The sequence below is a fragment of the Methylocella sp. CPCC 101449 genome (genome assembly GCF_031921685.1).
Lineage (GTDB): Bacteria > Pseudomonadota > Alphaproteobacteria > Rhizobiales > Beijerinckiaceae > Terripilifer.
The window spans coordinates 1,402,323-1,425,801 of record NZ_JAPDHU010000001.1; the positions used below are offsets into that span (position 1 = coordinate 1,402,323).

The window sequence follows — 23,479 nt, forward strand, 5'->3', positions numbered from 1 at the left end:
GGGGATCGAGCACCCCGCGTCTTACGCGCATCGACCCGGCCCTGCAACGGCTATTAGGTAGAGGTGTAGGTAGACCTGCGCTTTTCCCAGGCTCTCAGGGCGAGGGCCAAAATGAGGGCGGCGAACCACAAACCGGCGGGCGCCGATTGGGAATGCTGCGCAAAAAAAGGTGCAGCAATCGGCTTGGGCAGGGAGCTGTCGATCACGCCGTCGACGCCGAGAGGCAATTGTTTGAGGATGCGACCATAGGGATCGATAATAGCCGAAATGCCCGTATTGGCCGCGCGCACGAGCGGCATGCCTTCCTCGATGGCGCGCAGGCGCGCTTGCATCAGATGTTGATACGGCCCCGAGGTCTCACCGAACCAGCCGTCATTGGTGACGTTCAGCATGAATTCCGGCCGTTCCGCCGATCCGTCCTGCGGCATGACCTCGCCGGGGAAAATCGCCTCGTAGCAGACGAGCGGCGCTGCGGCCGGCAGGCCGGGCAGGCGCAGCAAAGTGCGCCGCGCGCCCGGCTCGAAGCCGCCGGGAATATGCACGAACTGCCGTAACCCGACTTTATCGAGCAGCCAGCCGAGCGGCAGATATTCGCCGAACGGCACCAGATGCACTTTGTCATAGGTGGCGACGATGGCGCCGCCCGGCAGCACGGCCTGGATGGAGTTGTAATAGCGGCCAGCGGGGCGGCGGGAACCGGCGGTGCGGTCGAACTGTTCGAAACGCGCCGCGCCCGTCACCAATATGGTGGACGCGGGCAGGAAGGTGCCGATCTCGCGCAAGGCGGCGGGATCGCGCGACAGGATGAAGGGAAAGGCCGACTCGGGCCAGATCAGATGGGTCGCATCGGCGACGCCGGCGGTCTGCGGCGATGTCGCGCGATCGGATACCTCGAAATAGCGCTTGAGGATCGCTTCTTTATTATCCGAGCGGAATTTCTCGTCCTGCGGCAGGTTGGGCTGCATGATGCGCAGCTTCACATTGGGCTGCGCGGCGACGGGCGGCGCCGACGAGCGCCAAAAGCCGAAGGCCACCATTATGATCAGCAGGATCAGCGCCGCGAAGACCGGCCATGGCCCGCGCCGGCCGCGCGCAGGACGATCGGCCAAGACCGCCGGCGCGGCGCAGATGAAGACGGCGATAAAGGTCAGGCCATAGAGACCGATGAGCGAAGCAGTCTGCGCCAACATGAGATTGGCGCCAAAAGCCATGCCGAAATCGTTCCACGGAAAGCCGGTGAGCAGGGTGCCGCGCAACCATTCCGACACGGTGAGCGCCAAAGCAAGAACCAGAATGCGGCTCGGTCCCGTGGTCCAGCACAGACGCGCCAGGAAGAAGCCGAAGGCGGTGAAGAAGGCGAGGCCCGCCGGCAGGCCGATGACGCCCAAAGGCAAAGCCCAGGCGAATTGATCGGCCTCGACCAGAAAGGCCGCGCCAAGCCACCACAGACCCGCGACGTGATAGCCGAAGCCCAGCCACCAGCCGACCTTGGCGGCATCCATCGCATGGGCAAAAGCCGTGGCGGGCACACCGGCGCGGACCTGCGCCGCCGATCCGTCGATCAGCCAGACGGCGGCGACCATGGAAATGCAGAGAAAGGGAAAGAGTGACACCGGTGGCATCGCCAGCGCGCCCGCCGCGCCACAGGCGAAAGCCAAAAACGCGCGCGTCCAGCCGGCGGAGAGGACAAAACGATCGGCTGTTCTGGTGATCGCCGCAGTTGTCATGGGGCCCGGCTTTATCCGCGAATCAGTGCCCTCAACAGATACACGCGCCGCGCGATGTTTTCAGCTCTCCGCGTAAGGATCGGCGATACCGAGCTTGGCCAGCGCCTGTCGCTCGTGCGCCTCCATATCCTCGGCCTCGTCATCAATCTCATGGTCGAAGCCGACGAGATGCAGGCTGCCGTGCACCAGCATATGGGCAAGATGATCGGCAAAGGTCTTCTTCTCGGCCTTTGCCTCGCGCACAACCGTGTCGCAAGAGACGATGATATCGCCCAAGGTCGGCGTGCGTTGCAGGGCCTTGCCGCTGGCCGCCGGAAAGGACAGCACATTGGTCGGTTGGTCCTTGCCGCGCCATTGCTTGTTCAGCTCCTGCATGAAGCCGTCGCCGCAATAGAGCACCGAGACTTCGACGCCGTCCATGAGTTTCACCTTGGACGTTTCAAGCGCCGTGGCGATGGCGCGCGCGGTGAAGGCATCGAGATCGGGCAGGCCTGCTCCCATGTCAGCCCAAGCGGCCGACCAGCCTTCGAACTCGTCACGCACATCGACGACGACGTTCATTCGGCGGTCTTCATTCAGGCGTTCCTGGCGCTTTCTTGCCGGCACTCTCATAGGCCGTGACGATGCGCCGCACGAGATCGTGACGCACCACGTCGGCATCCTTGAACACGATATGGCCGATGCCCTCGACGCCGGAGAGCAAACGCACCGCTTCCTGCAAACCCGACTTTTGGCCGGGCGGCAGATCGATCTGCGTCGGATCGCCGTTGACGATCATGCGTGAGCCCTCACCCAGACGGGTGAGGAACATTTTCATCTGCATCGACGTGGTGTTCTGCGCCTCATCGAGCAGGATGCAGGCATTGGTGAGCGTGCGTCCGCGCATGAAAGCGAGCGGCGCCACTTCGATCATGCCGGTGGCGAGACCGCGTTCGACGATGCGGCTGTCCATGAAATCATGCAGCGCATCGAAGATCGGCCGCAGATAGGGATCGACCTTCTCGCGCATGTCGCCGGGCAGGAAGCCGAGGCGCTCGCCGGCTTCCACGGCGGGGCGCGACAGCACGAGCCGTTCGACGATGCCCTGTTCGAGCAGCAGCACCGCATGGCCGACGGCGAGCCAGGTCTTGCCGGTGCCGGCGGGACCTTCGGCGAAGACCAGTTCGTATTGGCGCAGCGCATGCAGATATTCGTGCTGAGAAGCATTGCGCGCCCGCACGGCGCCTTTCTTGCGCGTAGCGATCTGCTGGAACGAGAAGGGCGTGGCGGCGGCGGCCGCCTGTTCAGGAAACAGACTGCCCTGCTCGATGCTTTCGGCGAGCGCGCCATCGATGTCGCCCAGGCCGATGCTCTGGCCCTTGCGGGCACGTTCGTAGAGTGCCGTCATGGCGCGCTGCGCATGGGCGCAAGCTTCCGGCGGACCTTTGATGGTGACGTGATTGCCATTGACGTTCACGGTGACGCCGAGGCGCCGTTCGATCTTGGCGAGGTTCTGGTCGTATTGACCGAAGGTGGCCGAGGCGGCGCGATTGTCGGCGAGGGTGAATGTAACTTCCGATCGCTCGCGATCGAAAACTTTCGTTCTGAGTTCACGCCCTGCCGCAGCATTCTCGATGGACGGCGGCGCGCCCGTACGACTGTCGTTGTCAGGCATTCGTGCTCTGCATGCTCCCGTGAGCGGCTGAACTTTCGGGTGTGACGATCCGGCCCTTCAGCGAATTCGGCCAGGTGTCTTCAATCGAGATCGAAGCAATGGTTCCGATCAATGCTTCGGCATCTTCGACGTGAACGGATTGCAGATAGGGCGTGCGGCCGATGGCCTGGCCCGCGTGGCGGCCCTTCTTCTCGAACAGGACCGGAAGAACCCGGCCGACCGTAGCACGGTTGAACGCCTGCCGCTGCTCTTCGAGCAGCGCTTGCAGCGCGGCGAGCCGCTCCTGCTTCACATGCGCTTCGACCTGTCCGTCCATCTCGGCCGCCCGTGTTCCTGGGCGTTCAGAATACATGAAGGAATAGGCGCTGGCGAAGCCGATCTCGCGCACGAGATCCATGGTCGCCTGGAAATCCACATCACTTTCGCCAGGGAAACCGACGATGAAATCAGATGACAAAGCGATGTCGGGCCGCGCCGCGCGTACGCGGGCGATGATGTCGATGAATTCACGTGCCTTATGCTTGCGGTTCATCGCCGCCAGAATGCGGTCGGACCCGGCCTGCACCGGTAGATGCAGATAGGGCATCAATTCGGGGATGTCGCGATGGGCGGCGATCAGGCTGTCATCCATGTCACGCGGATGACTTGTCGTATAGCGGATGCGATCGACGCCGGGCATGGCGGCGACCCGTTCGATGAGATCGCCGAGCGACGCGACCCGGCCGGCATCGTCGCCGTGATACGCATTGACGTTCTGGCCGATCAGCGTGATCTCGCGCACGCCAGCCTCAGCGAGCGCGCGTACTTCATCGAGAATTGAGGCGACCGGCCGCGACATTTCGGCGCCGCGCGTATAAGGCACGACGCAGAAGGTGCAGAATTTGTCGCAGCCTTCCTGCACGGTGACGAAAGCGGCATAACCGCGCCCGCGCAGACGCTGCGGCGACGGCGCCTGCATGGTCTGGAATTTATCGACCACCGGAAAATCGGTATCGACCACACCGCCGCCGCGAAAGCCGGCGTTTTGGCTGGCCTTGCCGAGCAGTTCGGGAAAGCGATGATAACTCTGCGGCCCAACGACGATATCAACAGCGCTCTGGCGGCGAATGATCTCGCCGCCTTCGGCCTGCGCGACGCAACCGGCGACGGCGATCTGCATCGCCTTGCCGTTGGCGGCGCGCTCTTCCTTCATCTCGCGCAGTTTGCCGAGTTCGGAAAAAATCTTCTCCGAGGCGCGTTCGCGGATGTGGCAGGTGTTGAGGACGACGAGATCGGCTTCTTCCGGCGAAGCGGCCGGGCCGTAGCCTTCGCCCTCGAGAATGTCGCCCATGCGCGTGGCGTCATAGACGTTCATCTGGCATCCGAACGACTTGATGAAAACCTTGCGAGTCTGCGGCGCGGCGACCGGCGTGGTCCCTCTCGCGTCTGACGTTTTCACCTCGTTCATGCCCAAAATCATTCCTTCACGCCTGGCCGCTCGGCGACCAGCAATTCTCGTTCCTTTTAGGCGAAAATCGCCGGAGTGAGAACCTCACGGCACCCGTCTCCAGCGGTTCTGGCGAATGTCCGATTGAATCATCGCCGCCATGGCTTTTCGATGATCGGCCAGCGCCATGGGCCGGGGCGGCAGATAATCGACCAGGCATTCGGTGGGGCCGGATTTGAGCATGCTCCACAGATGCGGCGTGAAGCCGGTATCTCCATACCAGGCGATATTGGCGCGGCCGGCCCGGCCCAGCGCCAGGCCGTCGCGGCGGTTGTAATCGATGACGATCGGCTGGACGTAGACCGTCGTCACCTCAGGAAAAGCCTTCATCAGGTCGCGGCAGGCCTCGAAATGGGGCGTGTGGAATTTCAACAAATGGGTGCCGTCACCGGTCGTCGCCTCGGCGAAGAGGATCACCGGATCGCCGGCTTGCATGCGCTCGGCCATCTGTTTGTTGACCGCCGGAATCTGGCGGCGGCGGCCGCGATCGACAAACAGAGCGCCTTGCACCTTGGCAAGCGGCCCAAGCAGCGGCCAGCCCGCCACTTCCTTCTTGGCCAGGAAGGCGGTGAATTCGGTGCTGCCGAGCACAACGATATCGACCCAGGAAATGTGATTGGGCACCAGCAGCAGCGGCCGCTCGCGCGCCATTTCGCCGCGCGGGCGCACGCGCACCCGCAGGAGACGGCACATGATGCGGCAGAACAGCAACGGCATGGCAGCGCGCGCCGAAGGCCGGAAGCGGATGAACAACAGATAGAGCGGGCTAACAACGACGAGAAACAGCAGAATTGTCAGCACAAGCGCCACGGCGCGCAGAACCGGCACGAACGCCTCTTCGTCATAGCCCCCGATGGAGGCGGCCTAAATCACAACAATTGCTTTGTCATGACAATCGCATCGGTACGACCGCCATCGGCGGCGCGATAATAGCCCGGCCGACGACCGACTTCCGCGAAGCCATGGCGACGATAGAGCGCCAGCGCTGCCTCGTTATCCTGCGCCACTTCCAGAAACAGCGCGCTGACGCGCAACAGCCCCAGCGTCTCGGCATGTTTGATCAGAAGATCGCGCGCGACACCACGGCGGCGTTGGGCGCTGGCCACCGCGATGGTCAAAATCTCCGCTTCATTGGCGGCTTTGCGCGACAGGACGAAGCCAAGCAGAGCGCCGCCGACGCTGTCGAAAATGCCATCGCCGATGACATTCTCCGACAGAATGAGACGTTCGATTTCGCCGGCATCCCAAGGAAAAGCGAAGCCATCCTTGTGCAGGCGCGCGCAGGCCTGCGCGTCGCCGGCTTCAAGACTGCGGCTCTCGGTCTGCAAGGCGCGGCGCAGAAAGCTGATCATTCGGGCAGCCCGGCGCGATTCGTCTCAACTTGCCGCAGACGGCGGATGGGCACGGGCTTGGCATCCGGCGGTTTCAGATAGTACGGCCGGGCCGGCGCCGTCGCTGGATCGGCGATGAGACCGAGGCGGGCGACCTGATGAATGTCGGGCGCGCCGGCAGGACCGCAAATGACCGCGTTCGAGCCGATGCTCTGGGCTTCGGCCGCCAGAAGCGCCGCGCCGGAGCCGACGAGACACAGCGGGCCGGCGCCGATGGCGCGTAGCGCCTCGCGCGGCGTCGACAAACGCGGCGACAGGACGATGTAGCCGTTGGAATCGAAAGCCTGGATATAGACATTGCCGTGACGGGCATCGATGGCGCAGGCGACAATCTGGCCTTGCTCCTTGCCGATCCAGGGCGCGGCGAAAGCCGAAAATGTCGAAACGCCGATCACCGGAATATTGCCGGCCAGACCGATGGCGCGGGCGGCGGCGACACCGACGCGAATGCCGGTGAAAGAGCCCGGACCGATGGTCACGGCAACGCGGGTGAGGGCGGGAAAGCCACCGGGCGCGGCCTGCATCACCTCGGCGACGAGCGGCATCAGCGCTTCGGCATGGCCGCGGTCCATGGGCAGGCTGCGGCTGGCGATCGGCTCGTCAGCGCCGGCGAGGCTGACACAAGCCGAAGCCGCTGACATCGAGGTATCTAAGGCCAGAATCATTGTCTCTGGCATAGCTGGCCAAGGCCTTCATGTCATCCCGGATGCCACAGGCGATCCGGGCCGACAGCCGTCAATCAGATCTGTTCCACCGCCCGCACTTCCGGCAGGAAGTGGGTCATCAGGTTCTGGATACCGTGCTTGAGCGTGGCCGTGGACGAGGGGCAGCCGGAGCAGGCGCCCTTCATGGTCAGGTACAAGGTGCCGTCCTTGAAACCCTTGAAGGTGATGTCGCCGCCATCGCCGGCTACCGCCGGGCGGACGCGGGTTTCGAGCAATTCCTTGATCGTGGCGACGGTTTCGGCGTCCTCGGGGGCGAAGAATTCGTCCTCGTCGTCGAGGACCGGGGTCTCACCGTCGTTGAGCAGCGGCGCGCCCGACATGAAATGTTCCATGATGGCGCCGAGGATCGACGGCTTCAGATGCTGCCATTCGCCGCCCGATTTGGTCACCGAGACGAAATCCGGGCCGAACATGACGCTCGATACATTGTCGATGGAAAACAAGGCCCTAGCCAGCGGTGAAGCGCCGGCGGCATCGAATGAGGTGAATTCGCGGGTGCCTTCGCCGAGCACGGTTTCACCGGGCAGGAACTTCAGGGTCGACGGGTTGGGGGTCGCTTCGGTCTGGATAAACATGGCAAAATTCCAGGGGAAACGCCGCCCACTGGCGGCTCTGTCACCCTCTTATATGGAACCACACCGGGGTCCGATCAAGCCAAAGCCTCGATATCTTCGTCGCTCAAAGCGCCCGGCACGATGACCACCGGGATGGGAAAGGTTCCCGCCGCCTTGCCCGCCATCAGCGTGACGAGCGGCCCCGGCCCTTCCGGGCCGCTCGAAGCGGCGAGCACCAGAAGCGAAATATCCTGGTCTTCCTCGATCAGCCCCACAATCTGTTCGAGCTTAAGGCCAAAGCGGATGACGCGTTCGGCCTCGACATCGACGAGTTCGCGGGCACGGGTAGCGGCGAGTTCCAATTGATCGTTGGCGCGATCCTCGCCTTCCTGACGCATCATCTCGCCAACGGCGAGCCATTCCTGCGACTGTTCCACTTCGACGATGGCCAGCATCATCATGATGGCGCCGGTGCGCGCCGCACGGCGTGCGGCGAAGGCCACCGCCTGCGTGCTTTCCGCGCTGCCATCGATGACGACGAGAAATTTCGGCTTGTGTCCCGACTGATATGAACTGCGTCGTCCGCCCATTGGCACTCCTCGAAGATCGTCGATTGCGGGCCGTGGTCATCGTGCCACCAGGACGGTGATGAGGCAAATGCGCGATGGAGTGCGCGCACCTCTGTGTCATCCCGGACACTTGCGCAGCAAGTGATCCGGGACCCAGGGGCCAACGGTACAATGCTGATCATCGTTCAACGATGTGACGGCTTATGATTGAAGATTCATCCACACGCCCCTGGGTCCCGGATCGCACCTGCGGCGCGTCCGGGATGACACCGAGGTTAGCGCCGCACGAAGCCGACGATATCCTTCACCGCGTTCATGTTGCGCGCGGCGATCGCCTCGGCGCGCGCGGCGCCGTCGTTGAGGATGCTGTCGATATGGCTTGGATCGCCGGTCAGACGGCGCATCTCGTCGGCGATCGGCGCGAGTTTCTCGACCGACAGATCGACGAGCGCATTCTTGAACGTCGAGAAATTGCCGCCGCCGAATTGTTTCAGCACATCGGCCTTGTTGCCGTCGGAGAGCGCCGCGAAAATGCCGACCAGATTGTCGGCTTCCGGCCGCGTCTCAAGGCCTTTCGGCTCCGATGGCAAAGGCTCCGGATCGGTCTTCGCCTTGCGCACCTTCTGCGCGATCGTGTCGGCACTGTCGGTGAGATTGATGCGCGAATAATCGGAGGCATCGGACTTCGACATTTTCTTCGAACCGTCGCGCAGGCTCATGACGCGCGTCGCCGGCCCTTGAATCAAAGGCTCGGGCTGCGGAAAGAAGGCTTCGCCAAAGCCGTTGGACGCGATCGATGCCGCGAAGTCGTTGTTGAATTTTTGCGCGATGTCGCGCGCCAGTTCCAGATGCTGTTTCTGATCTTCGCCGACCGGCACGTGGGTGGCGCGATAGATCAGAATGTCGGAGGCCATCAGCACCGGATAGGCATAGAGACCGACGGAGGCATTCTCGCGATCCTTACCGGCCTTCTCCTTGAACTGCGTCATGCGATTCATCCAGCCGATGCGCGCGACGCAATTGAAGACCCAGGCTAGTTCCGCATGCTGCGGCACCTGGCTCTGGTTGAAGACGATATGTTTCTTCGGATCGATGCCGCAGGCGATGAAAGCGGCGGTGACTTCGCGGATCTGCGCCTTCAACGCCACCGGATCTTGCGGCATGGTGATGGCATGCAGATCGACCACGCAATAGATGCACTCGTGGGTCGTCTGCAATTCGACGAAACGTTTAATCGCGCCCAGGTAGTTTCCGAGATGAAGGTTGCCGGTCGGCTGCACGCCGGAAAAAACGAGCTGGGGGAATTCGGCCATTGTCATACCCGTGAATTTTGCCCGAGAAACTGCCCGTGCAACTTGCCCGCGAAACTTGGAAGGCCCGGTTTATGGCAATGGCCGGTTTCGAATGCAAGTGCGCCATCGCACAGCGGATTTTCATGGCCGACGCGCAGCGCAGGTGCGATCCGGGAACCAGGGGGCAACGACGCATGCTGATCACGCCGCGCGTGTCCGGGATGACACGAAGACAGCGGCAGTGCCTCAGAGAATAAACCGGCTGAGGTCGGTGTTGCGGGCGAGATCGCCGATATTGGCCTCGACGAAGGCCGCATCGACGGTGATCGCCTCGCCGGAACGGTCGGGCGCCGTGAAGCCGATATTGTCGAGCACCCGTTCCATGATCGTCTGCAGCCGGCGCGCGCCGATATTTTCGACCGAGGTGTTGACCTGGGCGGCGATCCTGGCGATCGCCTCGATGCCATCGTCGGTGAAGGCGAGCTGAACGCCCTCGGTCTGCATCAGAGCTTCGTATTGCTTGACCAGGCTCGATTCCGGCTCGCGCAGGATGCGGCGCAGGTCGTCCTCGTTGAGAGAGGCGAGTTCGACACGGATCGGCAGGCGGCCTTGCAGTTCCGGCAACAGGTCGGACGGCTTGCTGACGTGGAAGGCGCCGGAAGCAATGAACAGGATATGGTCGGTCTTCACCGCACCGTGCTTGGTGGCCACCGTCGTGCCTTCGATCAGCGGCAGCAGATCGCGCTGCACCCCCTCGCGCGACACATCGGCGCCGCTGCGGTTTTCGCGGGCGCAGATCTTGTCGATCTCGTCGAGGAAAACGATGGCATTGCTTTCGGTCTCGCGGATCGCTTCCTGCACCACCTGATCCTGATCGAGCAGCTTGTCGCTCTCTTCGGCGATCAACGGTTCGTAAATGTCGCGCACGGTAGCGCGGCGCGGTTTGGCCTTGCCGCCCAGGGCTTTTCCGAACAGATCGCCCAATGAAATCGCTCCGACCGAAGCACCCGGCATGTTCGGCAGCTCGAACATCGGCGTCGCGGAGCCGCCGGAGGCCACTTCGATTTCGATCTCCTTGTCGTCGAGTTCGCCGGCGCGCAGTTTCTTGCGAAAGCTGTCGCGCGTGGCGGGCGAAGCGGTCGCGCCGACCAAAGCGTCGAGCACGCGCTCTTCGGCGGCGAGATGCGCCTTGGCGCGCAGGTCCTTGCGCTTGCGCTCTTTCACCATGGCGATCGCTACTTCGATCAAGTCGCGCACGATCTGTTCGACGTCGCGACCGACATAGCCGACCTCGGTGAACTTGGTGGCCTCGACTTTGAGGAACGGCGCGCCGGCCAGTTTGGCGATGCGGCGGGCAATCTCGGTCTTGCCGCAGCCGGTGGGGCCGATCATCAGAATGTTTTTGGGCAACACTTCCTCGCGCATCGGCGATTCAAGTTTCAGCCGGCGCCAGCGGTTGCGCATGGCATTGGCCACGGCGCGCTTGGCCTCCTTCTGTCCGACGATATAGCGGTCGAGTTCGGATACGATTTCGCGCGGCGAGAAATCCGTCATTTCATATGCTCTCGTCAGATGCTTTCGATCACCAGATTGGTGTTGGTGTAGACGCAGATTTCGGCGGCGATGGCCATGGCGCGGCGGACGATGGTTTCGGCATCGAGATCCATCGGCAGCAGAGCGCGCGCCGCCGCCAGCGCATAATTGCCGCCCGAGCCCACCGCCATGACGCTGCCATGTTCGGACTGCTCAGGCTCGAGCACGTCGCCATTGCCGCTGAGCAGCAGCGACGCGTTGCGATCGGCGACGAGCATCATGGCTTCGAGCCGGCGCAGATAGCGATCGGTGCGCCAGTCCTTGCCCAGTTCGACGCAGGCGCGCACCAATTGATCCGGATATTGCTCGATCTTGGCTTCGAGCCGTTCGAACAGGGTGAAGGCGTCGGCCGTGGCGCCGGCGAAACCGCCGATGACATTGCCCTTGCCGAGGCGGCGCACCTTGCGGGCATTGCCCTTGACCACCGTCTGGCCCAGGCTCACCTGCCCATCGCCGCCGACGACGACCTTGCCGCCCTTGCGGACCATCAGAATGGTGGTGGCGTGCCAGACCGCCGGGCCGGCATGATCGTCCTGGGACATTATATGATCTCTTGATGATCGCTTGGAAGGAGCCGGACCGACCGGCGCGCCTGTCTGTTGGGACCGTCCATCTATGGCGCTGGGCCGACCGGCGCAAGGGACCTATCCTCAGACCTGTCCTCGCCGGGCTTAATAGTCTAGGTTAAGAATGCGGGACCGCTTGGCAGGATCACTCGGCAGGACCACTTGGTAAGGGTGATCCCAGCCAAGGGTGGTAAAGCCGCCTGCGGGTTGATAGAAGCCCGGCATCCCTCAGAGACTTGCCCTCGGAGCGTAAGCCGAATGCGTACCGCGACCATCACGCGCCAGACGAAAGAGACGAGCATTTCCGTCACCGTCAACCTGGACGGCACCGGAAAGACCTCGATTTCGACCGGAATCGGCTTTTTCGACCATATGTTGGACCAGCTCGGCCGCCACAGCCTGATCGACCTCACGGTCAAGGCGGATGGCGACCTGCACATCGACGATCACCACACGGTCGAAGACACCGGCATTGCCATCGGCCAGGCCCTGCGCAAGGCCTTGGGCGAGATGCGCGGCATCGTCCGCTATGCCGACGTGCGCCTGCCGATGGACGAAACCCTGACCCAGGTGGCCGTCGACCTGTCGGGCCGAGCCTTTCTGGTGTTTCGCACCCAATTCTCGACGCCGAAGATCGGCACGTTCGACACCCAGCTCGTGCGCGAATTTTTCCAGGCCTTCGCCATGAATGCTGGCATGACTTTGCATATCGAGACTGCCTATGGCGTCAACGATCACCATATTGCGGAGTCCTGCTTCAAGGGTGTGGCCCGGGCCTTGCGGGCCGCGGCGACGATCGATCCGCGCCAGAGCGATCAAGTTCCCTCGACCAAGGGAACATTGTCGGTCTGATATCATTTGAGTTTCGCATGCCTGTGTTCACCATTCACACGCCTTCCGCGAGCCCGTCCGGTGGCGATCCCGCCGCCGGGGCGGTGTTCGTGCGCGAGGGCTTTTCCCGCCTGGCTTTCCTGTTCGGACCGCTGTGGCTGCTCTGGAACCGGCGCTGGCTCGCCTTCGGCCTGTGGTTTCTGGCCTTCGCCTGCGTTTTCTTCGCCATTCGGCGGCTGGGCTTCAGCCCGGCTCTGATGGCCGCCTATTATTTCGGCATCGGCCTGCTTCTTGGTCTGGAAGCGCCTGTTTTGCGGCGCGCGGCTTTGGCCGGACGCGGTTTCGCGCTGTCCGACATCGCCGTCGCCGAAACGCTGCGCGAAGCGGAGATCACCTGGTTCGCCCGCCGGCGGCCGGCCACAACGCCGACACCCGCCCTGGCGGTCGCGACCCATCCAGGGCGCGCCGTGCCGCCGGTCGGCCTGTTTCCCGATATTCCGAGTTCGCGATCATGAGCGTCGCGATCATCGACTACGGTTCCGGCAATCTGCACTCCGCCCGCAAGGCTTTCGAGCGCGCGGCGCTGGAGAGTGGTGCCGGTTCGACCATCACCGTCACCTCCGACCCGGACGCCGTCGCCCGGGCCGATCGGATCGTCCTGCCTGGCGTCGGCGCCTTCGCCGATTGCCGGCATGGCCTCGATGCCACGACCGGCATGGTCGAGGCCCTGCGTGAGGCGGTGATCGCCAAGGGCCGGCCGTTTCTGGGCATCTGTGTCGGCATGCAGTTGCTCGCGACGCGCGGGCTGGAACATGTGACGACGCAAGGCCTCGACTGGATCGGCGGCGACGTGGTGGCGCTCAAGCCCAGCGACGCGGCGCTGAAAGTGCCGCACATGGGCTGGAACACGATCACGCTGAACCGGCCGCATCCGGTCTTCGACGGTCTCGTCACCGGCGACAAAGGTCTGCACGCCTATTTCGTCCACTCCTATCACCTAAGTGCGGCCGCGCCGGCCTCGGTTCTGGCGACGGCTGATTATGGCGGCACGGTCACGGCGGTGGTCGGACGCGACAATATTATCGGCACGCAATTTCACCCCGAGAAGAGCCAGAAGCTGGGCCTCGGGCTGATCGGCAATTTCCTAAGGTGGGCTCCGTGATTCTGTTTCCTGCGATCGATCTGAAAGAGGGGGAGTGCGTTCGCCTCATCCATGGCGACATGTCGCAAGCCACCGTCTTCAACGACGATCCGGCCGCGCAGGCGCGCACGTTCGAACAGCAGGGTTTTGAATATCTGCATGTGGTCGATCTCGACGGCGCCTTCTCCGGCAAGCCGGAGAATGCCCGCGCCGTCGATGCGATCCTGCAGGCGATCGACATTCCCGTGCAGCTCGGCGGCGGCATTCGCGACATGCGCACCGTCGAAGGCTGGCTCGAAAAGGGTGTCAGCCGCACGATCATCGGCACGGCGGCGGTGAAGGACCCGAGCTTCGTGCGCGAAGCGGCGCGGCGGCATCCCGGCCGCATCGCCGTCGGCGTCGACGCGCGCGACGGTTTCGTCGCCGTCGAAGGCTGGGCGCGCGTCTCGCAACTCTCGGCGCTCGATATCGGCAAGCGTTTCGAGGATGCCGGCGTCGCCGCCATCATCTACACCGACATTTCGCGCGACGGCGTGCTGAAGGGCCTCAACATGGAGGCGACCCTGGCGCTCGCCAATGCGCTGACCATTCCGGTCATCGCCTCGGGCGGCCTGGCTTCCATCGACGATGTCAAACGTCTGCTTGAGCCCGATAGCGCGGCGCTGGCCGGCGCCATCACAGGCCGCGCGCTTTACGACGGCCGTCTCGATGCGGCCGAGGCCTTGGCGCTGATCCGCGCCGCGCGGGAGAAATCGGTTGCTTAAGTGCCGCGTCATTCCCTGTCTCGATGTGAAGGACGGGCGCGTCGTCAAAGGCGTCAATTTCGTCGATCTGCGCGATGCCGGCGATCCCGTGGAATCCGCCATCGCCTATGATGCGGCGGGCGCCGACGAATTGTGCTTCCTCGACATCACCGCCAGCCATGAAAATCGCGGCACGATCCTCGACGTGGTGCAGCGGACGGCGGAAGCCTGTTTCATGCCGCTGACGGTGGGCGGCGGTGTGCGCACCACCGACGATATCCGAAAACTGCTGCTGGCCGGCGCCGATAAAGTGTCGATCAATACAGCGGCCGTGTTCAACCGCGATTTCGTGCGCGAGGCGGCGGAGAAATTCGGCAGCCAGTGCATTGTCGTGGCCATCGACACCAAGCGCGTCGGCGACGGCAAATGGGAAATCTTCACCCATGGCGGCCGCAAGCCGACGGGCATCGATGCGGTCGCCTATGCGCGCGAAGTGGAGGCGCTGGGCGCCGGCGAAATCCTTCTGACCTCGATGGATCGCGACGGCACCCGCTCGGGCTTCGATATCGACGTGACCCGCACCATCGCCGATGCGGTAAAAATCCCGCTCATTGCCTCGGGCGGTGTCGGCAATCTTGACCATCTGGTCGGCGGCATCCGCGACGGCCATGCCAGCGCCGTGCTGGCCGCCTCCATTTTCCATTTTGGCGAGTTTACGATACGACAGGCCAAGGACCATATGGCCGCGGCTGGGCTGGCGGTCCGCAACGACTGATCAACTAACTGACTGTCACAGGCTTTTTGCCCTTCGAGGGGCAGCGCGGAAAGGCTTTGCGGAAAGGCTTCGCATTTGAGTTCGTTCAACCTGCAGGATCTGGCCGCGATCATCCTTGAGCGCACCGGATCGAGCGCCGACAAGTCCTATACGAAGTCCCTGCTCGATGCCGGCAAGCATCGGGTGGCGAAGAAATTCGGCGAAGAGGCCGTGGAACTGGCGCTGGCTACGGTCGACGGCAGTGACGCGGATGTGAAAGCGGAAGCGGCGGATGTGCTGTATCACATGCTGGTCCTGTTGCAGGCCCGCGGCATCCCTGTCGCCGACGTGCTGAATGAGCTAGAAAAGCGGACCCAACAGTCGGGCCACCAGGAAAAGGCGGCGCGCACTTCCGGCGGCTAGAGTTCGTAACCCGCATCCGGCGGCGGAGTACCCCATGGACGAAATTTCCGGACTGGCAACCTTGCCCAGCGACTTCTCGATCTACCGGCACTTCACGCGCGCCGAATGGGCGGCGCTGCGCGCCGACACGCCGCTGACCCTGACGGGCGAAGACCTCGCCAAACTGCAATCGATCAACGATCCGATCTCACTGGAAGAAGTGATCGCCATCTATCTGCCGCTGTCGCGTCTGCTGGCGCTCTATGTGGCGGCGACGCAGGGCCTGTTCAAAGCGACGCAGCGCTTTTTGGGCGCCGACGGCAAAGTGCCTTATATCATCGGCGTTGCCGGTTCCGTCGCCGTCGGCAAATCGACCACGGCGCGCGTGCTGAAATCGCTGCTGTCGCGCTGGCCCAACACGCCGAAGGTGGAACTCGTCACCACGGACGGCTTTCTGTTCCCCAACGAAGTCCTGGTGCGCGATCACCTGATGGACAAGAAGGGCTTTCCGGAAAGCTATGACGGCACGGCGCTGGTGCGCTTCCTGTCGCAGATCAAGGCCGGGCAGGGCAACGTCAATGCGCCTGTTTATTCGCATCTGACCTATGACATCGTGCCCGACAAGTTCATCACTGTCGACCGGCCCGACATTCTCATCGTCGAAGGGCTCAATGTGTTGCAGCCGTCGCGGCCCGACAGCGACATTGCTTTCGCGTCGGACTTCTTCGATTTCTCGATCTATCTCGATGCCAACGAGAACGATCTTTTGAAATGGTACGTGGCGCGTTTCATGCGCCTGCGCCAGACGGCGTTCCGCGATCCCCGATCGTTCTTCAAGAAATACGCCGACCTCACCGACGAGGAAGCACGGCAGACCGCCATCGACATCTGGACGCGCATCAACCTGCGCAACCTGCATGAAAACATCCTGCCGACGCGGGCGCGCGCCAGCCTGGTGCTGACCAAGGGCGCGACGCACAGCATCGAACAGGTGGCGCTGCGCAAGCTCTAGGCAGCGCACCTTACTCATAAGTGGCTTTACTACATTTATAATCTCAAACCGCGTTGTTGCGCGCGGCAGCCCCTTCGTAGGCTGACCCATCTGGTCGGGACGGGAGGGTCAAGGCATGAGCGATAGGATCAACGCGCCATTTCTGCGCAATGCCTGGTATCAGGCGGCGTGGAGCGACGAGCTGAAGGATGGCATGCTGGCGCGCACCATCATGAACGAGCCGCTGCTGTTCTTTCGCGATGCCCATGGCAAGATCGGCTGCGTCGAGGATCGCTGCTGCCATCGCGGCGCGCCGCTCTCCCATGGCAAGGTCGTCGAGAACGGCTTGCAGTGCGGCTATCACGGCCTCGTCTTCGACGTGAACGGCAAATGCGTCGAGATTCCGGGCCAGGACAGCATTCCGCCGATGGCGAAAGTGAAGGCGCATCCGGTCGTCGAACGGCAGGAATTCGTCTGGGTGTGGATGGGCGATCCGGCTTTGGCCGACGAAGCCAAGATCGTCGACTGGCCCTACCATGACAATCCGAAGAAATATCCGCATCGCAAGGCGATGATGCCGATCAAGGTCAATTACATGATGATGGTCGACAATCTGATGGACCTGACCCATCTGGGCTATGTCCACACCAAGACCATCGGCGGCAATCCGAAAATCCATGTCGAAGCGAAGATGCAGGCGGAGCGTACCGAGACGGGCGCACGGCTCATCCGCTGGCTGCTCGACGTGGCGCCGCCGCCGACCTATGTGCGCGCCGTCGGCTTCACCGGCAAGATCGATCGCTGGATGGATTTCGAATACGTCATTCCCGGCAGCGTCAAGCAATGGACCGGCGCGCTCAACGTCGGCATGGGCGCCGTCGAAAACCGCGAGCAGGAGGGTTTCCACCTGCATCTCTTCCACGGCATCACGCCGGAGACCGAAACGACCACGCATTATTTCTGGTCGGCCGCCAATGGCTATCGCCAAGATGATCCCCAGGCCACGGACGCGCTCTACAACGAGATTCACCCGACCTTTCTGGAAGACGTGGTGATCATGGAGGCGCAGCAACAACGCCTCAGCGCCGATCCCGAACGCCCGCTGGTGCCTATCAAGGCCGACTATGCCTTGACGCATGCGCGACGTGCTTTTCAGAAGGCGCTCGATGAGGAAAGGGCGAGGATGCCGACCGCGGCGGAGTGACATCGCGATCCGAGACTTGGCCCCACCGCTAATGTTCTGGCGGCGGGGTTTATGTTTCGCGGGACCGCCGGCTGCTCTCGGCCTGTCTTTGATCTAAAGGTGGTGCTGACAGACGATAAGCCGACACGGGCATCCCATGACCGACCTCTTCTTCCGCAAAGCCACACGCGCCGACTTGCTCGCCATCGTCGCCATGTTGGCGGATGATTCGCTCGGCGCGGCGCGCGAGGATTTTTCTGATCCGTTACCGGCGGTTTATCTGGAGGCCTTCGCGGCGTTGGATCGTGATCCCAACCAATTACTCGCCGTCGTCGAAGCGGGCGGGCGGATCGTCGGCACGCTGCAATTGAGCTTCATTCCCGGCCTGTCCCGGCGCGGCGCCTGGCGCGGCTTGATCGAATCCGTGCGGATCGCGTCGGGCTTTCGCGGCCAGCGCCTCGGTGAGCAGATGATCCGTTGGGCGGTCGAACAATGCCGGGAGCGCGGCTGCAAGCTCGTGCAATTGACGACGGACAAGAGCCGCGTCGATGCACATCGCTTCTACGATCGCCTCGGCTTCGCGGCCTCGCATATCGGCTACAAGCTCGACTTGGCTTAGCAGCCACGGGCCGGCTCCCAAGAACGCCACCTAAGCCCACTGTCCCGCGTCATTGCGGCACGGAGCATCTCGCCATGTTGGTCTTGCGGCCGATACCTACCTCAGGTTAAGGACGGGGCAACGAACCCGCTTATGTATCGCGCGGGCCATAACGGGAGGGACGCATGAAGCGACGGGACTTGGATCGGCGAGATATCGTCAAGGGGCTTGGAGCCGCCGGCTTGACGCTGAGCGTGCCGGCAGGCGCTTTCGGTCAAACCGAATATCCGGCCCAACCGATTCACACCTATATCGGCTTTCCGGCCGGCAGCGGCGCGGACATTCTGTGCCGCTATTTCACCAACAAGCTCGCCGAGATTTCGCCCAAGCCGATCATCGTCGAAAATCGCCCCGGTGCGACCAGCAATATCGCGGTCGGCCTGGTCGCCAAGGCGAAGCCGGACGGCTATTCGGTGCTGTTGGTCGCCAACTCGAACATGGCCGGCTCGCGCTATCTGTTTAAATCCCTGCCGTTCGACACGGTGACGGATTTCACGCCAGCGGCCTCCTTCGCCCAGATCGTGTTCACGATCGTCGTGGCGCCGGATTCCAAATATAATTCGGTCACCGAGCTGACCGCCTTTCTGAAATCGACCGATCGCGCCAAATACGGCTACACCAACCAGACCGCGCAACTGGCCGCCGAACTGTTCAAGTCGATGGCTGGCGTCAAAGCCGAGCCGGTGTCCTATCGCACGGCTCCGGATGCCTTGCCCGATGTCGTCAACGGCACGCTCGACTTCATGGTCATGGACGGCACTTTTGCGGCAGCCCAGGTGCGCTCCGGCCGGCTGAAATGCCTCGCCATCACGACGAAGGAGCGTTCGACCTCATTCCCCGGCGTTCCGACGATGGAAGAGGTCGGCTTCAAAGGCTACGAATTCGCACCGTGGTGGGGCGCCTTCTTCCCCAAGGGCACGCCGCAGCCGATCGTCGATAAATTCGCCGGCTGGCTGATCGACATCGGCAAAATGCCCGAGACGGCGAAGTTCCTCGAAACGGTCGGCGCCATTCCGCACCATGAGAATGGCAAGGAAGTCGCGGCGCGCATCCAATCCGACATCGAACGATGGGCACCGATCGTCAAAGCCGCGAATATCGTACCGCAATAAGGTGAAAACGGCCCGCTTGATCGGACTTACTTGAGCCGCTCGATCAGGCGCGCTTTCACTTGCGGCCATTCGCTGTCGATGATGCTGTAGAGCATCGAATTGCGAAGGCGGCCATCGGGCATGATCCGTTCATGGCGAATCATGCCTTCTTGCGTGGCGCCGAGCCGCAGAATGGCGGCGCGCGAGGCGGCATTGATCTCATCGGTCATGAATTGCACGCGGATGCAGGCCAGTTCTTCGAAGGCATGGCGCAGCATTAAAAGCTTCGCCTCGGTGTTGACGAAACTGCGCTGCTGGCTAGCGGCAAGCCAGGTGTGGCCGATTTCAAGCGTGCGATTGTTGGGATCGACCTTCCAGAACCGCGTGCCGCCGACGACGCGGCCATCGACCTCGGTGACGAAGGGAATGACCGTTCCCGCCGAGCGACCCTGCACCGCGGTTTCAATGTAACGGTCGACGGTGTCGGGGCCGGGCACGACGGTGAAGCGCAGATTCCACAATTCGCCATCGGCGGCCGCGGCCAGCAGCGCTTCGCGATGCGTTGCTTTCAAGGGCGCCAGACGCAGGCGCTGGCTTGTGAGCACGGGGCGGAAATCGATCACGGACATGCACTCGGGGACGTTGGACCGCAACTTCCCTAAAGCAAATCGCCTATCGGTGTCATCCCGGACACGCGCAGCGTGATCCGGGAACCAGGGGCCACATCACGACTGCTGATCATCGGTGTAGAACGGGATGGCGGTTCGACGCATCGCATTATCGCACGCCCCTGGATCCCGGATCGCTTCGCGTCCGGGATGACACTGAGGCGGTGATAAAAACAAAACGGCGGCCACAAAGGCCGCCGTTGTCACATCAGAAACGTAAGATCTTAGACGCCCAGACCGTTCTCGCTGGCCATGGCCGCGAGGCTGCGCTGCGGGCGGGCGCCGACGTGCTGGATCACTTCGCTGGCGGCGAGCGCGCCGAGCTGCGCGCAGGTCTTCAAATCCTGATCGCGCGACAGACCGGCCAGGAAGCCGGCGGCATAGAGATCGCCGGCGCCGGTGGTGTCGACCAGTTTCTGGATCGGATAGGCGGGCACCGCCAGCGTCTCGCCACGAGTGACGACGAGCGAGCCCTTTTCCGACACGGTGACGGCACCGAGGATGTCCTCGTTGCGCAGCGCCGCGACGGCGGAATCGAAATCCGAGGTTTCGTACAGCGACTTCAACTCGTGCTGATTGGCGAACAGAATGTCGATGGTCTTGCTGCGGATGAGGTCGAGGAATTCGGCGCGATAGCGATCGACGCAGAACTGATCCGACAAAGTGAGCGCGACGCGGCGGCCAGCGGCGTGCGCAATCTCGGACGCGCGCACGAAGGCTTGTTTGGCGGCCGGCGGATCCCACAGATAGCCTTCGAGATAGGTGATGGCCGAAGCGCGCACGAGATCGGCATCGACATCGTCGGGGCCGAGATTCTGGCACGCACCCAGGAAGGTGTTCATGGTGCGCTCGCCGTCGGGCGTCACCAGGATGAGGCAGCGCGCCGTGGCCGGGCCATCCTGCGCCGGCTTGGTGGTGAATTCGACGCCGATGGCGCGGATGTCATGGGCGAAGGCTTTGCCGGTCTCGTCCGCCTTCACCTTACCGATGAAGGCCGTTTTGGCGCCGAAGGAAGCGGCACCAACAATCGTATTGGCCGCCGAACCGCCGGAGATGATCGAGGTCGATCCCATCTGCTTGTAGAGGCTCTCGGTGCGCGCCTCATCGATCAGCATCATGCCGCCCTTGGCGAGTTTCTCGCGGGCGAGCAGATCATCGTCCACCATGCTGATGACGTCGACAATCGCGTTACCAAGACCAAGCACATCGTATTGGGACGTCATCGTGCGGCATTCCCTCTTTCATAATTTGGGGTGGGGTCGTGTCGCATCCATGGTCTGCGGCGTCAAGTTTCGGCGGTTTCAGGAACTCGGGCGAGCCTTCAGCCGCTTGCGCAGAAGTTCCAGGAATTGCACCAGATCCTCGCTGTCGAGACGGCCGATTTCCTTGGCGAGGCGATTGGCGAATTCCGTCGCCTTGGGATTCATCCCAGCGGTTGCCAGCGTGACATTGGGATCGGACAGTTCCGCCAGCCGCTCAAGCTCCTCGGCCTCGTCCCAGATGACGTTGAAGAAGACGATGATGCGCTGAACCAGATACCAGGTGGGCTTGCCGCGCCGGCCATGTTCAAGCGCCGACAGATAGGCCGGCGAGACGCCGAGCGCATGGGCCATGGTCTTCAGCGTGATGCCGCGCTCTTCCCTGAGATCCCGGATTTTCTGGCCGAAGGGCGTCATGCTTCATCCGCCCGCGTGCGTTTGCTGCGCAAGCGCACGTAGAGCGCGCCACTGCCGCCATGGCGGATCGAAGCTTCTTCGAAGCCCAGCACGATGGAGCGCAGTTCCGGCGCCGACAGCCACATCGGCACGGAGCGCCGGAGCACGCCAGCTTCGCGATAGGGCATTTCGTCATCGGCGACGCGCGTCGATCCCTTGCCGGTGACGACGATGACCGTGCGGCCGCCCGCGGCTTGGGCGCGATGCAGAAAGGCAATCAATTGCGCATGGGCCGTGGCCTGGCGCATGCCGTGCAGATCGATACGGGCGTCGATCTCGATCTGGCCGCGCGACAGCTTTTGGCGCGTGCGCCGCTCGACCGGCGCCAAAGGTGGCAAAGCCGGTTTGACGGCGGGCGGCGCCGGCGGTGTGTGTGATGGTTTGGCCTTGGCCAGTTTCGCCGGCTTCTTCGGCTCGTCCTCGACGACCACCGCTTCAACCGTTTCTATCTCTGCGGTCTCGGCCACGCGCTTGCGACGGCGCAGCGGGCTGACGTGACGCGTCACGACTTTCCAGAGTTCCGCTTCATGCGGTTCGAGTGTCCGCTTGCTTCGCTTACGTGCGATCTCTTTCGCCATCACGGCGCCCCCACGCCGGTGCGCGGCAGCAGCACGTAGAAATCGCCGGTGTGTCTGATGTCTCCGGCCAAAGCGCCGGCCTTGTCGCCGGTGCCATAGAAAATGTCGGCGCGCGCGGCACCGACGATCGCCGTGCCCGTATCCTGTGCGATCATCAGGCGGCGAAACGGTTTGCTGCGGCCGTGCGCATCGGGCAGATCGGCATCGATCCAGAACGGCAGACCGTAATGCCAGAGGCCGCGATCGACGGCGATCGATCGCAGTGGCGTCAGTTCAACGCCTTCGCCGCCGATCGGTCCTTGCGTCTCTGTGAGATTGTCGATGGCTTTGTAGAAGACATAGGAGCGATTGCTGCGCAGCAATGCGCGGCCGGCCTCGCCTTCGCTTTGGCCGTTGTCACGCACCCATTGTTTCAGGCGCGCCAGCGACATGTCGGCGGCGGCGATCGCGCCGGTGTCGACGAGGATCTTGCCGATCGACGTATAGGGATGACCGTTGCGGCCGGCATAGGCGAGGCGCAACAAACGCCCGTCCGACAGACGGATGCGCGCCGAGCCCTGCACGTGAATCATGAAGGCTTCGATGCCATCGCGCACCCACACGAGCGGACGCGTGCGCTGCGCCAGCGCGCCTTTGTCGATCTCCTCGCGCGTCGGCAGCACCGGCTGGCTGGTGATGGAAGAGGTATAGGCGATGTCGTCGGGCAAAGAGAGAATGGGTTCTTGAAAGGCCTCGCTGCGCTCGAGGCTGCCGGCCACTTCCGGCTCGTAATAGCCGGTGAGAAAGCCGCGATCGTAAGGATTGGCGCCGGCGATGGGTTCGATCCGCCAGGGCGCGAAATAACGTTCGATCAAGGCGCGGGCCGCGCGCGCATCGGTCGGCTTTGCCGTGAGCGCGACGGCGCAGAAGGCTTGAAAGGCTGAGGTCGGCGCCTGGCCGATGCGGATGGAGGGCGCCGCCTCGCTCAAACGTTCGCAGGATTTGCGCAGCGTCATCCAGGCGGCGAGATGATCGTCGCCGGCAAAGCCCGGCAGTTTGTCGAACGTCGTCTCGTAGAGACGCGCCCGTGCCGCCAATTCAGGCGAGGGGAGATTTTCGGCGGAGAGAGGAATGGAGGCTGCCATGGTGATCACCATGGCAGAAAATACAACGCCGAACCCTACCGAT

27 protein-coding genes are annotated in these 23,479 nt (G+C 63.0%); 10 read left to right on the forward strand and 17 right to left on the reverse strand.

Annotation, left to right across the window (positions count from 1 at the left end; all coding sequences use genetic code 11):
• Nucleotides 1–53: 53 nt before the first annotated feature.
• From lnt to hslV, 12 genes are all read right to left on the reverse strand, one after another.
• Entirely contained in the window at nucleotides 54–1,727 is a 1,674-nt protein-coding gene (lnt, locus tag OIM99_RS06425) for an apolipoprotein N-acyltransferase (RefSeq protein ID WP_311849498.1), read from the reverse strand.
• Between the two features lie 60 nt (nucleotides 1,728–1,787).
• Nucleotides 1,788–2,288 (reverse strand): rRNA maturation RNase YbeY, encoded by a 501-nt coding sequence (gene ybeY / locus OIM99_RS06430; protein ID WP_311849499.1) that lies wholly within the window; start codon nucleotides 2,286–2,288, stop codon nucleotides 1,788–1,790.
• A 10-nt stretch (nucleotides 2,289–2,298) separates the two neighbouring features.
• Nucleotides 2,299–3,381: a PhoH family protein gene (locus OIM99_RS06435; RefSeq protein ID WP_311849500.1), complete on the reverse strand. Its 1,083-nt coding sequence runs from the start codon at nucleotides 3,379–3,381 to the stop codon at nucleotides 2,299–2,301.
• Nucleotides 3,374–4,828, reverse strand: coding sequence for a tRNA (N6-isopentenyl adenosine(37)-C2)-methylthiotransferase MiaB (gene miaB, locus OIM99_RS06440; RefSeq protein ID WP_311849501.1), 1,455 nt, complete (start codon nucleotides 4,826–4,828; stop codon nucleotides 3,374–3,376). Before miaB ends, OIM99_RS06435 begins: the two co-directional genes overlap by 8 nt.
• 84 nt (nucleotides 4,829–4,912) lie before the next feature.
• Nucleotides 4,913–5,695: a 1-acyl-sn-glycerol-3-phosphate acyltransferase gene (locus tag OIM99_RS06445; RefSeq protein WP_311849502.1), complete on the reverse strand. Its 783-nt coding sequence runs from the start codon at nucleotides 5,693–5,695 to the stop codon at nucleotides 4,913–4,915.
• Nucleotides 5,696–5,736: 41 nt separating this feature from the next.
• Entirely contained in the window at nucleotides 5,737–6,219 is a 483-nt protein-coding gene (locus OIM99_RS06450) for a GNAT family N-acetyltransferase (protein ID WP_311849503.1), read from the reverse strand.
• Nucleotides 6,216–6,935, reverse strand: a complete 720-nt coding sequence (gene tsaB / locus OIM99_RS06455; protein ID WP_311849504.1) for a tRNA (adenosine(37)-N6)-threonylcarbamoyltransferase complex dimerization subunit type 1 TsaB — start codon at nucleotides 6,933–6,935, stop codon at nucleotides 6,216–6,218. Before tsaB ends, OIM99_RS06450 begins: the two co-directional genes overlap by 4 nt.
• Before the next feature lie 62 nt (nucleotides 6,936–6,997).
• Nucleotides 6,998–7,558, reverse strand: a complete 561-nt coding sequence (locus OIM99_RS06460) for a NifU family protein (protein ID WP_311849505.1) — start codon at nucleotides 7,556–7,558, stop codon at nucleotides 6,998–7,000.
• Between the two features lie 74 nt (nucleotides 7,559–7,632).
• Nucleotides 7,633–8,127, reverse strand: coding sequence for a universal stress protein (locus OIM99_RS06465; protein WP_311849506.1), 495 nt, complete (start codon nucleotides 8,125–8,127; stop codon nucleotides 7,633–7,635).
• A gap of 254 nt (nucleotides 8,128–8,381) precedes the next feature.
• Nucleotides 8,382–9,419, reverse strand: a complete 1,038-nt coding sequence (gene trpS / locus OIM99_RS06470) for a tryptophan--tRNA ligase (RefSeq protein WP_311849507.1) — start codon at nucleotides 9,417–9,419, stop codon at nucleotides 8,382–8,384.
• Nucleotides 9,420–9,644: 225 nt separating this feature from the next.
• Entirely contained in the window at nucleotides 9,645–10,952 is a 1,308-nt protein-coding gene (gene hslU, locus OIM99_RS06475; RefSeq protein ID WP_311849508.1) for an ATP-dependent protease ATPase subunit HslU, read from the reverse strand.
• 14 nt (nucleotides 10,953–10,966) lie between these two features.
• Nucleotides 10,967–11,533 carry an ATP-dependent protease subunit HslV gene (gene hslV / locus OIM99_RS06480; RefSeq protein WP_311849509.1) on the reverse strand — a complete coding sequence of 189 codons (567 nt, stop codon included), beginning with the start codon at nucleotides 11,531–11,533 and terminating at the stop codon, nucleotides 10,967–10,969.
• A gap of 282 nt (nucleotides 11,534–11,815) precedes the next feature.
• Here hslV and hisB point away from each other — a divergent pair, with 282 nt between their 5' ends.
• From hisB to OIM99_RS06530, 10 genes are all read left to right on the forward strand, one after another.
• Nucleotides 11,816–12,409, forward strand: coding sequence for an imidazoleglycerol-phosphate dehydratase HisB (hisB, locus tag OIM99_RS06485; RefSeq protein ID WP_311849510.1), 594 nt, complete (start codon nucleotides 11,816–11,818; stop codon nucleotides 12,407–12,409).
• Between the two features lie 17 nt (nucleotides 12,410–12,426).
• Nucleotides 12,427–12,903: a DUF2628 domain-containing protein gene (locus OIM99_RS06490; protein ID WP_311849511.1), complete on the forward strand. Its 477-nt coding sequence runs from the start codon at nucleotides 12,427–12,429 to the stop codon at nucleotides 12,901–12,903.
• On the forward strand, nucleotides 12,900–13,550 hold the full coding sequence (hisH, locus tag OIM99_RS06495; RefSeq protein WP_311849512.1) for an imidazole glycerol phosphate synthase subunit HisH: 651 nt from the start codon (nucleotides 12,900–12,902) through the stop codon (nucleotides 13,548–13,550). Before OIM99_RS06490 ends, hisH begins: the two co-directional genes overlap by 4 nt.
• Entirely contained in the window at nucleotides 13,547–14,293 is a 747-nt protein-coding gene (gene hisA, locus OIM99_RS06500) for a 1-(5-phosphoribosyl)-5-[(5-phosphoribosylamino)methylideneamino]imidazole-4-carboxamide isomerase (protein ID WP_311849513.1), read from the forward strand. The genes hisH and hisA overlap by 4 nt, the downstream gene beginning before the upstream one ends.
• Nucleotides 14,286–15,047 carry an imidazole glycerol phosphate synthase subunit HisF gene (gene hisF / locus OIM99_RS06505; protein WP_311849514.1) on the forward strand — a complete coding sequence of 254 codons (762 nt, stop codon included), beginning with the start codon at nucleotides 14,286–14,288 and terminating at the stop codon, nucleotides 15,045–15,047. The genes hisA and hisF overlap by 8 nt, the downstream gene beginning before the upstream one ends.
• Before the next feature lie 75 nt (nucleotides 15,048–15,122).
• The gene (locus OIM99_RS06510) at nucleotides 15,123–15,449 is read left to right on the forward strand and encodes a phosphoribosyl-ATP diphosphatase (protein ID WP_311849515.1); all 327 of its coding nucleotides are present in this window, start codon (nucleotides 15,123–15,125) and stop codon (nucleotides 15,447–15,449) included.
• 34 nt (nucleotides 15,450–15,483) lie between these two features.
• Complete coding sequence (gene coaA, locus OIM99_RS06515; protein ID WP_311849516.1) at nucleotides 15,484–16,440, forward strand: type I pantothenate kinase; 957 nt, start codon at nucleotides 15,484–15,486, stop codon at nucleotides 16,438–16,440.
• A gap of 115 nt (nucleotides 16,441–16,555) precedes the next feature.
• Nucleotides 16,556–17,623, forward strand: a complete 1,068-nt coding sequence (locus OIM99_RS06520; RefSeq protein WP_311849517.1) for an aromatic ring-hydroxylating dioxygenase subunit alpha — start codon at nucleotides 16,556–16,558, stop codon at nucleotides 17,621–17,623.
• 136 nt (nucleotides 17,624–17,759) lie between these two features.
• Nucleotides 17,760–18,221 (forward strand): GNAT family N-acetyltransferase, encoded by a 462-nt coding sequence (locus OIM99_RS06525; protein WP_311849518.1) that lies wholly within the window; start codon nucleotides 17,760–17,762, stop codon nucleotides 18,219–18,221.
• Nucleotides 18,222–18,385: 164 nt separating this feature from the next.
• Nucleotides 18,386–19,372, forward strand: a complete 987-nt coding sequence (locus tag OIM99_RS06530; RefSeq protein WP_311849519.1) for a tripartite tricarboxylate transporter substrate binding protein — start codon at nucleotides 18,386–18,388, stop codon at nucleotides 19,370–19,372.
• Nucleotides 19,373–19,398: 26 nt separating this feature from the next.
• Here OIM99_RS06530 and OIM99_RS06535 read toward each other — a convergent pair whose 3' ends face one another.
• The 5 genes from OIM99_RS06535 to OIM99_RS06555 all read right to left on the reverse strand — a co-directional run bounded on the left by OIM99_RS06535 (nucleotide 19,399) and on the right by OIM99_RS06555 (nucleotide 23,436).
• Nucleotides 19,399–19,980: a GNAT family N-acetyltransferase gene (locus OIM99_RS06535; RefSeq protein ID WP_409371476.1), complete on the reverse strand. Its 582-nt coding sequence runs from the start codon at nucleotides 19,978–19,980 to the stop codon at nucleotides 19,399–19,401.
• 263 nt (nucleotides 19,981–20,243) lie between these two features.
• Entirely contained in the window at nucleotides 20,244–21,242 is a 999-nt protein-coding gene (locus tag OIM99_RS06540) for an adenosine kinase (RefSeq protein WP_311849521.1), read from the reverse strand.
• A gap of 78 nt (nucleotides 21,243–21,320) precedes the next feature.
• Nucleotides 21,321–21,695 carry a helix-turn-helix domain-containing protein gene (locus tag OIM99_RS06545; RefSeq protein ID WP_311849522.1) on the reverse strand — a complete coding sequence of 125 codons (375 nt, stop codon included), beginning with the start codon at nucleotides 21,693–21,695 and terminating at the stop codon, nucleotides 21,321–21,323.
• The gene (locus OIM99_RS06550; protein ID WP_311849523.1) at nucleotides 21,692–22,312 is read right to left on the reverse strand and encodes a Smr/MutS family protein; all 621 of its coding nucleotides are present in this window, start codon (nucleotides 22,310–22,312) and stop codon (nucleotides 21,692–21,694) included. The genes OIM99_RS06545 and OIM99_RS06550 overlap by 4 nt, the downstream gene beginning before the upstream one ends.
• Complete coding sequence (locus tag OIM99_RS06555; protein ID WP_311849524.1) at nucleotides 22,312–23,436, reverse strand: MltA domain-containing protein; 1,125 nt, start codon at nucleotides 23,434–23,436, stop codon at nucleotides 22,312–22,314. Before OIM99_RS06555 ends, OIM99_RS06550 begins: the two co-directional genes overlap by 1 nt.
• Nucleotides 23,437–23,479: the final 43 nt, after the last annotated feature.

What these genes read in the sequence shown, in the direction of transcription:
- ybeY (WP_311849499.1), bottom strand. Translation starts at nt 2,288, where the DNA reads ATGAACGTCGTCGTCGATGTGCGTGACGAGTTCGAAGGCTGGTCGGCC.
- hslU (WP_311849508.1), bottom strand. Translation starts at nt 10,952, where the DNA reads ATGACGGATTTCTCGCCGCGCGAAATCGTATCCGAACTCGACCGCTAT.
- hisB (WP_311849510.1), top strand. Translation starts at nt 11,816, where the DNA reads ATGCGTACCGCGACCATCACGCGCCAGACGAAAGAGACGAGCATTTCC.
- OIM99_RS06465 (WP_311849506.1), bottom strand. Translation starts at nt 8,127, where the DNA reads ATGGGCGGACGACGCAGTTCATATCAGTCGGGACACAAGCCGAAATTT.
- OIM99_RS06555 (WP_311849524.1), bottom strand. Translation starts at nt 23,436, where the DNA reads ATGGCAGCCTCCATTCCTCTCTCCGCCGAAAATCTCCCCTCGCCTGAA.
- OIM99_RS06535 (WP_409371476.1), bottom strand. Translation starts at nt 19,980, where the DNA reads ATGTCCGTGATCGATTTCCGCCCCGTGCTCACAAGCCAGCGCCTGCGT.
- tsaB (WP_311849504.1), bottom strand. Translation starts at nt 6,935, where the DNA reads ATGCCAGAGACAATGATTCTGGCCTTAGATACCTCGATGTCAGCGGCT.
- hisH (WP_311849512.1), top strand. Translation starts at nt 12,900, where the DNA reads ATGAGCGTCGCGATCATCGACTACGGTTCCGGCAATCTGCACTCCGCC.
- OIM99_RS06520 (WP_311849517.1), top strand. Translation starts at nt 16,556, where the DNA reads ATGAGCGATAGGATCAACGCGCCATTTCTGCGCAATGCCTGGTATCAG.
- hslV (WP_311849509.1), bottom strand. Translation starts at nt 11,533, where the DNA reads ATGTCCCAGGACGATCATGCCGGCCCGGCGGTCTGGCACGCCACCACC.
- OIM99_RS06525 (WP_311849518.1), top strand. Translation starts at nt 17,760, where the DNA reads ATGACCGACCTCTTCTTCCGCAAAGCCACACGCGCCGACTTGCTCGCC.
- OIM99_RS06460 (WP_311849505.1), bottom strand. Translation starts at nt 7,558, where the DNA reads ATGTTTATCCAGACCGAAGCGACCCCCAACCCGTCGACCCTGAAGTTC.
- OIM99_RS06550 (WP_311849523.1), bottom strand. Translation starts at nt 22,312, where the DNA reads ATGGCGAAAGAGATCGCACGTAAGCGAAGCAAGCGGACACTCGAACCG.
- OIM99_RS06450 (WP_311849503.1), bottom strand. Translation starts at nt 6,219, where the DNA reads ATGATCAGCTTTCTGCGCCGCGCCTTGCAGACCGAGAGCCGCAGTCTT.
- OIM99_RS06540 (WP_311849521.1), bottom strand. Translation starts at nt 21,242, where the DNA reads ATGACGTCCCAATACGATGTGCTTGGTCTTGGTAACGCGATTGTCGAC.
- trpS (WP_311849507.1), bottom strand. Translation starts at nt 9,419, where the DNA reads ATGGCCGAATTCCCCCAGCTCGTTTTTTCCGGCGTGCAGCCGACCGGC.
- coaA (WP_311849516.1), top strand. Translation starts at nt 15,484, where the DNA reads ATGGACGAAATTTCCGGACTGGCAACCTTGCCCAGCGACTTCTCGATC.
- OIM99_RS06435 (WP_311849500.1), bottom strand. Translation starts at nt 3,381, where the DNA reads ATGCCTGACAACGACAGTCGTACGGGCGCGCCGCCGTCCATCGAGAAT.
- OIM99_RS06490 (WP_311849511.1), top strand. Translation starts at nt 12,427, where the DNA reads ATGCCTGTGTTCACCATTCACACGCCTTCCGCGAGCCCGTCCGGTGGC.
- lnt (WP_311849498.1), bottom strand. Translation starts at nt 1,727, where the DNA reads ATGACAACTGCGGCGATCACCAGAACAGCCGATCGTTTTGTCCTCTCC.
- miaB (WP_311849501.1), bottom strand. Translation starts at nt 4,828, where the DNA reads ATGAACGAGGTGAAAACGTCAGACGCGAGAGGGACCACGCCGGTCGCC.
- OIM99_RS06530 (WP_311849519.1), top strand. Translation starts at nt 18,386, where the DNA reads ATGAAGCGACGGGACTTGGATCGGCGAGATATCGTCAAGGGGCTTGGA.
- OIM99_RS06545 (WP_311849522.1), bottom strand. Translation starts at nt 21,695, where the DNA reads ATGACGCCCTTCGGCCAGAAAATCCGGGATCTCAGGGAAGAGCGCGGC.